The organism is Treponema sp. R6D11 (assembly GCF_054786075.1).
The window spans coordinates 1-10,452 of sequence record NZ_BDHD01000062.1; the positions used below are offsets into that span (position 1 = coordinate 1).

The window sequence follows — 10,452 nt, forward strand, 5'->3', positions numbered from 1 at the left end:
CCGTGTTTTTTGTTATACTCTATTTGAATTTCACGTCGGCGGTTGGTTTCGGCTATTGCTTTTTCCATCGCTTCGCTCATGCGGTCGGCATACATGATTACTTTTCCGGCGGCGTTACGCGCGGCGCGCCCAATTATCTGCACAAGACTTGTAAGCGAGCGTAAAAAGCCGATTTTATCTGCATCAAGAATTGCTATAAATGAAACTTCGGGTAGGTCAATACCTTCACGTAACAAATTGATTCCTACAAGAATGTCAAAATCGCCTTGACGCAGTTGAGTGAGAATTTCCACACGCTCAATGGTTTCTACCTCGCTGTGAATGTAGCGGACTTTCAAACCCAACCCAGTAAGATAATCCGTAAGGTCTTCTGCCATTTTTTTTGTCAGGGTAAGGATAAGAGAGCGTTCTTTTGCTTTAATGCGTTTTTGTACTTCGCCGTAAATGTCCTCCATTTGCCCTTCGCTGGGACGCACTTCTATTTCAGGGTCTAAAAGTCCTGTGGGGCGTATCAGTTGTTGCACGACACGCGCCGATTGCTCAATCTCGGTTTTTCCCGGCGTGGCGGAAACAAAAACTGTTTTGTCCAACCGCTCGACAAATTCATCGTAGCGAAGCGGGCGGTTATCAAGGGCGCATGGAAGGCGGAAGCCATAATCGACAAGGCTTTGCTTACGGCTGCGGTCGCCTGCATACATCGCGCCTAACTGCGGCAGAGTAACATGGCTTTCATCAATGAACGTTAAATGTCTTTTTGGGAAATAATCTACAAGCGTGTCGGGAGTTTCGCCGCTTTTGCGTCCCGCCAAATGAGCTGAGTAATTTTCTATGCCGGAACAGTAGCCCATCTCGGTAAGCATTTCTATGTCGTACTCAACACGGGTTTTAAGTCTTTCAGCTTCGATAATTTTGCCGTTGTTTTTGAAATACTCAAGGCGGTCTTTAAGTTCTTGTTTAATTGCACCCATTGCGTTTTGAATCATTTCGCCGGGCATTACAAATTGTTTTGCGGGATAAATAAGCGCGCGGTCGATGTCTTCCAGCATTTCACCTGACACGGGATTAAATCGGCGTATGCGTTCAACTTTATCCCAATCTAAATCGACACGGTAGGCTTCTTCCATGTAGGCGGGATAAATTTCCAGCGTGTCACCTCTTCTGCGGAAACGTCCGCGTTCAAGAACAGCGTCGTTACGCTCATATTGCAATTCGACAAAGCGGCGGATTAGCGAATCGACATCGACGGTTTCGCCTTTTGAAAAAGTAGCGGTCATTTTTTTGTATACGTCGGGGGTTACCATGCCGTAAATGCAAGAGACAGTCGCCACGATGATTACGTCCTCACGTTCCATCATGCTTCTCGCCGCAGAGAGCCTCATTCGCTCTATCTCTTCGTTTATTGAAGCGTCTTTTTCGATGTATAAATCACGGCTTGCGACATAGGCTTCGGGTTGGTAGTAGTCGTAGTAGGAAACAAAATACTCAACAGCGTTGTTAGGGAAAAACCCTTTAAACTCACGGAAAAGTTGTGCGGCGAGAGTCTTGTTATGGCTGACAATAAGCGTGGGCATTTGCACCGCTTCGATTATCTTCGCCATTGTAAATGTTTTGCCCGAACCTGTAACGCCCTGCAAAGTTTGGTATTTGTCTCCCGCTTGTATACCTTCAGCTAACGCAGAGATTGCCTCGTCCTGATCTCCTGCGGGCTGAAAAGGCGATACTACTTCAAATTGGCGCATAAAAATAAATCCTGTTTTTTTACAAATCGTACTTTTTTATCTTTTTTAGTTTTCCGTTATCGTTTATCCACATCTCGTATATATCTTTGTTTTTTTCAACTCGATATTCTCTGCAAAAAACATAAGTGCCATTATTTGCTTCTTTGTTAGTTATAGTGTCAAATATTAATTTGTTTTCGCCGCTGTAATGATATGGGTTGTTATCCAATTCTACTTGAGTCGTTATGGGCGAAAAAACAACATACAGATTATACTTTGAATAATCCGTAGCGATTATTCTGTTAACTGTAGAATTTGGATTAACAAAATTATTTTTTCCAAATAACAGTAAAAATAATTGTCTTTCCGGGTCGCTGGTTATTTTTGCGTAAAGATATTCATTTGAATATTCATAATTTTTAATATCCTTTATGCGGCTACCTATTGTGGAAATATATATTTTATCGCCAAATAAAATACTTTTTGCCGTTCTGTCTATGCTTAAAGAAATGTTTTTAACTTCATTTGCTTCTATAATGTCATTGTCATTTAAATCAACAAAAATTGTAAGATACAGCGTTCCGTCATATTTGCCGTCATAATCTGCAATATCTTTAATTTTTATTACGGCGGTATTATTATGGGTTGCTCTTTTTTCGGGAGTTATTACATTATATTGCATTTCTATATTTATTGTTAATGTAATTTCTTTGTTTTCATTCGCGTTATCTATCAAGGCAGTAGCCGGATTAAATATAACGGTATTTTCACATTCAACAGGGTAGGAATATTTACTAAACATTTCTTCGTTATGGTAAGCAAAAATATGAATTGTTTTATCATTAACATTATTTATCAAAATATTAAATTTTTGATCTTCCAAAGTATAAATATCATTCGATGCATTTACATTTTTACCATTTTGTTCAATGGATACTTTAAAACTGTTATCTTTTGTTTTTTGGGGAGGTCTCTGCTGAGGCGGGTTTTCGCTATTACCCGAAGTACTTGAAGTGCCGGAAGTCGCGCAAGAAAAGAGAACAAAAACAAGCGCCAATATACTTACTTTTATTGTTTCTCTAAACATGAATTTATTATTATGTAATTTTTTAACTATGTCAATTTGCTATCCGGCTTAATTGCTACCTCAATCATCACAAAGGCATAAACCCGATATTACCCGTATGAACATAAGTCAACTTTTTCCCCGCTTCTTTGGCGGCGTTTAAAAGGAAAGACGGGTCTGTGGGCGGAGCGTTCCAGCGGTAATCGGGGTGATAGGCTGTTAAGTGCCAAGGGATTTCTTTGCTTACAGAAGCTATAAAATCCGCCGCCTTGCTAAGCTCTGCTTCTGAGTCATTTAAGTCCGGCACTACAAGGGTGGTAACTTCTAGATGAACGCCCGTCTTTTGGCAAAGCGCAATAAAATCAAGCACTGTCTGCAAATCGCCGTTTAGTGTTTTTTTGTATGTTTCTTGTGAGAAAGTTTTTAAGTCTACGTTGGCGGCGTCGGTAAGTTTTAAAACTTCGGCGGCGGCTTGCGGATTGATACAGCCGTTTGTTACCAGCACATTGGCTATTCCGTGTTTGCGCGCAAGTTCCATGCAGTCCAAAATATATTCAATGTGAATAAGAGGCTCCGAGTATGTGTAAGCAATGGAAGGAGTATCCTGTTTTAGCGCGGCGGAAATTATTTCACCGGGCTGCATCCATTTGCCGCCGATGTCCGTGTTTTGGGAAATATGCCAATTCTGGCAAAAAGGGCAGTGGAAATTGCAACCTGCAAAACCGAGTGAGAGTATTTTTGTGCGAGGTTTAAAATGATACAAAGGTTTTTTTTCGATAGGATCAATCGCAAGGGCGGAGATGAATCCGTAAAATGGAATAATTCCCTTTCCGCCCTTGTTCCCTCTGACTTTGCACGCGCCGAAGTTACCGCTTTTTATTACACAATTGTTTGGGCAAAGTTCACAGTGAATGTTTTCTCCATCTGACGACATGAATAGCGGTTGACGGATAAATTGGGAAAATTCATGCGACTCAATCATGCTACTTCAAACGGCTCTAAAATTACACCGACAGCTCCGCGCTTTACCCAGAGCTTGACCATCGGAACGCTTTCGCCTGCTTCTGTTACTGCGGAAGGATTTTCTTCCACAAATAAAATATCTTCTAAATTAAATTCCAAAACTTTCGGTTCGCTTCCCAAAGGATCTTTTACAAGAATCATTTTACTTTTGTCGGACGGGTGTACCCTTGGACAGCCTAAAAAAGGAACGCCGTCGCTAGGGTGACCATTTGCGTATTTTGTAATACTGCTTAAAGGCAGTGTTTCCAAATAATTTAAGTTATCCATGGTCTTCTCCTTATCTCTATATTAAAGTAAAAATTATTGAATAACAAGAATAATTTTAATATAATAGCTTAGGAGCGAATTTTGGATAAACGGGCTTTTTTTATACAGGGCGATTCTTTGCTTTTACCGGTTAATACTCCGGATTCTCAAATTGAGTCGGGACTTTTATTTGAATTGTCAAAATATTTTAAGAATGCCGATATTTTTGACGCGCCTGAATTGGACAACTCTTCCAACGTGATTTCCGTAGTGTCCGTTCCCCCAAACGCCGTTCCCCCCGAAAATTGGAAAACTATTCCCGTCCGCAGTATTCTCTCCATGTTCAGCGTGTCGGGCGACAACCCCAACCGCATTATCCGCGCCAGCCATCTTGCCCAATGGAGATGGAATTCCCGCTTCTGCGGAACTTGCGGGGCAAAAAACGAGGACGCTCCAACGCATACGCAAAGGCTCTGCCCCAAGTGCGGACGGACAGAGTTCCCAAGAATTTGCCCTGCAGTTATCGTCCTTATTACCGATGATAAAAACAGAATATTACTTGCACATAACAAAAGATTTAAAGCGAGGGTTTACAGTCATATTTCCGGTTTTAACGAGGCGGGAGAAACGCTGGAAGAAACCGTGGTCAGGGAAATCCGTGAAGAAGTAGATATCGAGGTAAAAGACATTGTTTATATTAAATCTCAGCCTTGGCCCTTTCCCAGCTCTCTTATGCTTGGCTTTAAAGCTCGTTATTTATCAGGAACGATTAAGCCTGACGGAGAGGAAATAGAAGACGCAAAATGGTTCACCAAAGATGATCTGCCGGAGTTACCTGGCGAAGGTTCCCTTTCTCGTCATCTTATCAATAATTGGATTAATGGGACTTTTTAATTTTCTGTTCTTAAGATTTCGATGATTCTCCAGCGTTTATGGTTGTCCCTTTTTAGTGTTAGAATATCTTTGCGATGCCTTGCAAAATCATCATATGGCGACCATAAATTGTATTCAGTCTGATAAACTATAAGTCCGTTTTCTTCCTCGCCGCCTATATAATTAAGTTTTAAATCTGTTACGCCAAAAACATTGGGAGCGGGAAGTTGACCTCCCGTTTCCTTCCAAACTTTTGCTTGAATAATTGCCGGAGCGTTTGGTCCTTCATACGCCTGTCTTTGTTTACTAACCGCAAAAAAAGTAGCGACGGCATTTATATCTTTTTTGTCAGCTCCGTTAATGCATGCTTCCATAAATTGATGATTTAAAGAACTAAATGCGTCGTAGTAAGCGGTAACAACCGTGTCAGGCGGCATACCTTCAGTTGTCAGACGACTTTTAATATTTATTACTGTGTTGAATAAAATAAAAAGAATAAACGCTATTCCAATCGCAATACCTACAAGGAAAGGTTTATTGTTTAATATATATCGTTTTGTTTTAATAATTGTATTTGTTCTAAAAAGATAAATTTTCTTTTCGTTTTCATACTGTTTTGATTTCTCAAAAGACAAAGTTTCAAATAACAAAGAAATAGGTACAACTTTATTTTCCTTGCCCGCTAAGACTTCAAAAAAGCCTGAAAGAATATCAATACCGCTTTTTGAAACGCCGTGTTTCTTTTTTTCGACAGGAAGCATAAGAGCGTATTGAATTAACTCTGATAATTTAACGTTAAGCCCGGGTGCGGCAAGATGAATAGGAAGAAAAATACCTTCTCTCATATCCTGATAAATGTCAGCGGAAGGGTATGGGTGGTTTCCAGTTAGTATTTTGTATAACATTACAGCTGTACAAAAAGCGGTTGAATTCATACCGATTAAATCGGGGCAGTTGTAATTATCAAGTTTATTACCTTCTATAAAAAGACAACGGGTAGAAATATGCTCTGGAGCGAAAAAAACATTGCCTTCTTTGGAAACAAATGCCGCGCCGGGATTGGAAGCGGAACGAGTGTCGCCAAGGAACATTTTTGCCTTGCTCCAGTTAATTACGGCTTCCAAAGCTTCTTGCTTTAACGCAGATGATTGCGAAATAGTCCCAATTCCCTCTAAGAGTAAATCTAATCTTTTGCCCGGTACATGGGGACCAAAAACCCTCATAAAGCCGTCTATTTCATTTACACCTGTTACTTTCCATGATTCATGCGATCCGTCTGGGTTAACGATAAAACCCGGGTCTATCAAACTTTGAGACATTTTTGTTCTGGCAAAAGAACGAGGATCAAGTCCGGTATCAAAACATAAAGCCGGTTGATTATTTACTTCTGAAATGTGAATTCGCTGACCCATTTCTTATCCTTTTTTATAAACTTATATGCTGTTATCTTGTCGAATAAAGATAACGGAAATAATCCATGTCGGTAGTAAGAGTTTTGTCAAACTTCGGCATGGTCTGGCGATATGATTCAATCGCTCTCCAGTAATCAAAAAAAGCTCTGTCTCTGTTATACGCATCGGCATAAATTCTTGAGGCTCTTGCATCCGCGTTTCCCATAATTGTTTGGGCTTGAGTGTAAGCGGCGGAAAGAATAGAGCGCTTTTCATTGTCCATTTTTCCCAGCCACTCGGCTTTTCGCCCTTCGCCCTCGGAACGGAACGCCATCGCTATCTGGTTTCTTTCCCTTATCATACGCGCGTAAACGCTTGGCGTAAGCTCTGGCGAATAACTTATTTGCCGCGTTACTACGTCAATAAGCTCTATGCCGTATTCGGGAACCATACGCCGTGAACGTGCGAGTATCTCCTCGGCAAGCTGACGCCTTCCCCTTGTAATCGGCTCATAACTTGAACCAGACTGATTTGTAGAGCTTAAAATATCTACTTCGAGACCTTCTCCGATTGCCACTGCTTCGTTATTAGATAAACGTTCCATAATAATATTGGAGTTTCTGACAGACTCGCGCAGGGGATTTTCGGCTACTACGGTGCGCACTTCCGAGTCGATAATTTCGGAAAGTTTTGGATATGCGGCATCGACAGTATTTATCGACTCATAAAATTTCTTTGGGTCTGAAATGCGCCAACGGGCGACTACATCGACAAAAATAAATTGTCTTTCCGCCGTAGGCACTATTCTTGCCTCGCCGTCCCATGCCATTATTTTTTTTGGATAACGGACAACTTCGTCTATAAAAGGAACTTTTACTTTAAGTCCCGCTTTTGAAACAACATTGGTTATTCTTCCAAATTGAACAACAACCGCTTGCTCACCCTCGTTGATAACATACAGAGGACCTGCCACCGCGATACCGATAAAGACTACAAAAATAACAATTATAACAGTAAGTACTTTTTTCATTATCTGTTGCCTCCCATGTTTTTAAGAGGCAGGAAATTCTGCAAATTGCGGTCGATAATTGTCATATTTTTTTCGTCTTTAAAAACTTCTTCGATCATTTCGTAGTAAAGCCGTTGTCGCGTAACTTCAGGAGCGCGGCGGTATTCTTCGTAAACGGAATTAAATCGCGCAATGTCGCCGTTTGCTTTGTTTACGCGCTCTGTCGCGTAACCTTGAGCAACTTGAATCGTTTTTTCCGCCTCGCCTCTTGCTTTGGGAATTTCTTCGTTATAGGCTTGCTGTCCCTCATTGATAAGCCGCTCAAGATCCTGCATTGCTTTGTTTACATCTTCAAAGGCTTCCTGCACGCCAGACGGAGGAGTAACATTTTGCAGTTTAACCGCGATTACATCGATGCCTAGCCCGTATTCGCTGAATCTGTCGTTCATTATGGCTAACGCTTCGTTTTCTATTGCGCTTCGCTCAATACCCATAATGTCCATTATTGCCCTGTCGCCTACAAGCGTGTTGATTGCCGAGCGCGACACGTCGCGTATTGTTCCGCGCCTTTCGTTCACGTTAAAAGTCCACGCTTTTGGATCGACAACGCGGTACTGGATAACCCATTCTACGTCGACAATGTTTAAATCGCCCGTAAGCATAACAGACTCATTCGCCTGATTTGAATAGGCGGGGTAAGTTCCGCTCCTCATTGTGCGAAACCCGAATTCTTCGGTTTGTACTGTTCTTACGTTTACTGTGTAATTTCTATCTATGCCAAATGGAAGTTTTACATGGAGACCCGGCTCTCTTATGCCTATAAATCTGCCAAATCGCGTAATAACGGCTTGTTCTGTTTGGTCTACTATAAAAACGCTAGTTCCAAGGAAAATTAGAGCTAATATTCCGACAATAATCGAAACCAGTATTTTTGGGCTGAATCTGCCCATATTCATGGGGGTAAATTTCATGTTTTTAGTATACTATACATGGTTACAAAACTCAAGCAATGTAGTATAATGAATAATATCTATTATTATGTTAAAAGGAGTTACTTATGGATGCCGATCTGGATTTTTCTATTGAGGAGCTTGGAAAACCTTCTGTTCCGTCACCGCTTAAAATGTCCAAAACAACAGGGGATAAAGTTGCCAATTATGTTACAAACGATAAATTTGTAAGATTAAATCCGTTTGCCGTGCCGGGTCATCAACCTTCCATTAAAGAAAGTAATTTACTGGAATGCGCAGGACCGCGCGAGTTTATTTATTTTACGCCGGCGCATGTGCATGCCGGAATTGTAAGTTGCGGCGGTCTTTGTCCCGGAATTAACGATGTAATCCGCGCAGTTGTCCGCTGTTTGTGGTACAGATACGGCGTTACAAGAATTTCTGGTATCCGTTACGGGTATAGGGGATTTTTGCCTGAATCCCAGTTTGGCGTAAAGGAGCTTGATCCTGATAGCGTTGACGATATTCATAAAATTGGCGGCACTTTTTTAGGGAGCGCGCGCGGAGGCGGCAGAGAAGTAGAGAAGATTGTTGATGCTATGGAAAAACTCAATTTGAATATGCTCTTTACAATCGGCGGAGACGGCACTCAGCGCGGTACGCTTGATATTGCAGGCGAAATCGATAAAAGAAAATTAAAAATAACGTTGATTGGAATTCCCAAAACAGTTGATAATGACTTTGCCCTGTTGGATCGTTCTTTTGGATTTAATACCGCTGTAGAAAAAGCGGTGGAAGTTGTGTCGGCGGCGCACATGGAAGCGTCGTCCGCAATTAACGGAGTGGGTCTTGTAAAAGTAATGGGCAGAGACTCCGGTTTTATTGCGGCGCATACAGCGTTGGCAAGCCACGAGGTAAACTTTGTGCTGATCCCCGAAGTGCCTTTTAATTTGGAAGGTTACAACGGATTCTTGTCTCACCTTGAGGAGAGGCTTAAAAAGCGCAAACATGCGGTTATAGTTGTCGCCGAAGGAGCGATGCAGGATCAACTTATAAAAGAAACAAAAAAAGACGCCGGAGGGAATACCAAGTTTGAGGACGTGGGCGTTTATCTTCGCGGAAGAATTGTAAAATATTTTGAAGAAAAGGGAATAGAGATCAACTTAAAGTACATCGACCCCAGTTATGCTATCCGTTCTGCTCCGGCAAACCCTGATGACTCGATTTATTGCGAGCGTTTGGGCAACGCCGCAGCTCACGCGGCAATGACCGGAAAAACCAAAATGATCATTGATCTTTTACTTCCTTGGGCAAGCCTGTCTCCTCATTGCCTAACACAAGAACTACGCCACGGCGTTCTTTTAAAATACCGCCTAAATCGCCTATACGCTGTCTTGCCCTGACATCTGTTCCGATTGTTACAAGTTTTTTCGCCGCATCTTTTAAAAAAGCTGTCGAGTTTGAAATTTTCCGCACTGTTAAATGTTCAAAGCCGCCTTCGGCAATACGATACGCGCTAGTTGTAAGACGGGCTTCCGTGTCTTTCTCGTTTAATACGATGTAAGTTGCGTCAAAAAAAGCGGCGGCTCTTGCTATTGCGCCAAGGTTGTGATCATTACCAACGGAATGAAGAAGGACTCCCGTCTTTCCTTCGGTTGCCCACAGGTCAAGGTCTTCATGGGTTAGCGGTTCAACTTCGGGTTCTTCAATCATTGCGACAACGCCCTGATGATGGACGCTTTTGCAGATACGCTCAAGCTCTTCGTCTTCGCAAAGTTTATAGGGGCGTTTGCGTTCTGCAAGCTGTTTGCAAATACCGGTAAAAGAATTAAGACGATCCTCTCGCAAAAACAAGCGGTTGATTGTCATGGGATGATGCTCGCCCACGGCAAGAACCGCGTTCATTCCGCAGACGGCAAGCTCGTCAGTCAATTTATTTCGCATTCTTAAAATTGCAAACTAAGGGTTAAAACTGTTTACCATCATCGCCGGCTGATGAGTAGCATCGAGAGTATCGCGCCACAGACTGCTTTCCGGGTCAACTTTGTTGCGGTGAGTAATAACCTGTTTAATCGGCAAATGCACAAACTCGTTGTTTACAAGACCAATGATCATTTTGGTTTGTTTTTGTAATTGTAATTATCTGTATTTTTATGGTAAACGCCCCTACCATTCA

General features: G+C 41.9%; 10 protein-coding genes and 1 pseudogene. 2 read left to right on the top strand and 9 right to left on the bottom strand.

The window, feature by feature from the left end; translation table 11 throughout:
* The 4 genes from uvrB to ACYVTD_RS07125 form a co-directional block, all read right to left on the bottom strand.
* Window positions 1-1,739, bottom strand: a 1,739-nt coding sequence (gene uvrB, locus ACYVTD_RS07110) for an excinuclease ABC subunit UvrB (RefSeq protein WP_461247080.1), incomplete at its 3' end; no start/stop codon positions are given.
* 19 nt (window positions 1,740-1,758) lie between these two features.
* Window positions 1,759-2,805 (bottom strand): hypothetical protein, encoded by a 1,047-nt coding sequence (locus tag ACYVTD_RS07115; RefSeq protein WP_461247081.1) that lies wholly within the window; start codon window positions 2,803-2,805, stop codon window positions 1,759-1,761.
* 67 nt (window positions 2,806-2,872) lie between these two features.
* On the bottom strand, window positions 2,873-3,766 hold the full coding sequence (gene amrS, locus ACYVTD_RS07120) for an AmmeMemoRadiSam system radical SAM enzyme (protein ID WP_461247082.1): 894 nt from the start codon (window positions 3,764-3,766) through the stop codon (window positions 2,873-2,875).
* Window positions 3,763-4,074: a hypothetical protein gene (locus ACYVTD_RS07125; RefSeq protein ID WP_461247083.1), complete on the bottom strand. Its 312-nt coding sequence runs from the start codon at window positions 4,072-4,074 to the stop codon at window positions 3,763-3,765. Before ACYVTD_RS07125 ends, amrS begins: the two co-directional genes overlap by 4 nt.
* An 81-nt stretch (window positions 4,075-4,155) precedes the next feature.
* Between ACYVTD_RS07125 and nudC the strand changes: the two genes are divergently transcribed.
* A complete protein-coding gene (gene nudC, locus ACYVTD_RS07130; RefSeq protein ID WP_461247084.1) occupies window positions 4,156-4,947 on the top strand; it encodes an NAD(+) diphosphatase in 792 nt (263 codons plus the stop codon).
* Here nudC and ACYVTD_RS07135 read toward each other — a convergent pair.
* Genes ACYVTD_RS07135 through hflK form a run of 3 tightly spaced genes read right to left on the bottom strand, consistent with a single transcriptional unit; the run spans window position 4,944 to window position 8,297 of the window.
* Window positions 4,944-6,338: a hypothetical protein gene (locus ACYVTD_RS07135; RefSeq protein WP_461247085.1), complete on the bottom strand. Its 1,395-nt coding sequence runs from the start codon at window positions 6,336-6,338 to the stop codon at window positions 4,944-4,946. The genes nudC and ACYVTD_RS07135 overlap by 4 nt on opposite strands.
* Window positions 6,339-6,369: 31 nt before the next feature.
* Window positions 6,370-7,347, bottom strand: a complete 978-nt coding sequence (hflC, locus tag ACYVTD_RS07140; RefSeq protein WP_461247086.1) for a protease modulator HflC — start codon at window positions 7,345-7,347, stop codon at window positions 6,370-6,372.
* A complete protein-coding gene (gene hflK / locus ACYVTD_RS07145) occupies window positions 7,347-8,297 on the bottom strand; it encodes an FtsH protease activity modulator HflK (protein WP_461247087.1) in 951 nt (316 codons plus the stop codon). Before hflK ends, hflC begins: the two co-directional genes overlap by 1 nt.
* Before the next feature lie 86 nt (window positions 8,298-8,383).
* Between hflK and ACYVTD_RS07150 the strand changes: the two genes are divergently transcribed.
* The gene (locus tag ACYVTD_RS07150) at window positions 8,384-9,679 is read left to right on the top strand and encodes an ATP-dependent 6-phosphofructokinase (protein ID WP_461247088.1); all 1,296 of its coding nucleotides are present in this window, start codon (window positions 8,384-8,386) and stop codon (window positions 9,677-9,679) included.
* Here ACYVTD_RS07150 and ACYVTD_RS07155 read toward each other — a convergent pair.
* Window positions 9,564-10,220, bottom strand: coding sequence for a TrmH family RNA methyltransferase (locus ACYVTD_RS07155; RefSeq protein WP_461247089.1), 657 nt, complete (start codon window positions 10,218-10,220; stop codon window positions 9,564-9,566). The genes ACYVTD_RS07150 and ACYVTD_RS07155 overlap by 116 nt on opposite strands.
* A gap of 15 nt (window positions 10,221-10,235) precedes the next feature.
* A pseudogene (locus ACYVTD_RS07160) lies at window positions 10,236-10,400 on the bottom strand (ATP-dependent 6-phosphofructokinase); the annotation flags it as partial.
* Between the last annotated feature and the right edge of the window lie 52 nt (window positions 10,401-10,452).

Coding starts and splice junctions, on each gene's coding strand:
- ACYVTD_RS07115 (WP_461247081.1), bottom strand. CDS start 2,805: ATGTTTAGAGAAACAATAAAAGTAAGTATATTGGCGCTTGTTTTTGTT.
- ACYVTD_RS07155 (WP_461247089.1), bottom strand. CDS start 10,220: ATGCGAAATAAATTGACTGACGAGCTTGCCGTCTGCGGAATGAACGCG.
- hflC (WP_461247086.1), bottom strand. CDS start 7,347: ATGAAAAAAGTACTTACTGTTATAATTGTTATTTTTGTAGTCTTTATC.
- hflK (WP_461247087.1), bottom strand. CDS start 8,297: ATGAAATTTACCCCCATGAATATGGGCAGATTCAGCCCAAAAATACTG.
- amrS (WP_461247082.1), bottom strand. CDS start 3,766: ATGATTGAGTCGCATGAATTTTCCCAATTTATCCGTCAACCGCTATTC.
- ACYVTD_RS07135 (WP_461247085.1), bottom strand. CDS start 6,338: ATGGGTCAGCGAATTCACATTTCAGAAGTAAATAATCAACCGGCTTTA.
- ACYVTD_RS07125 (WP_461247083.1), bottom strand. CDS start 4,074: ATGGATAACTTAAATTATTTGGAAACACTGCCTTTAAGCAGTATTACA.
- ACYVTD_RS07150 (WP_461247088.1), top strand. CDS start 8,384: ATGGATGCCGATCTGGATTTTTCTATTGAGGAGCTTGGAAAACCTTCT.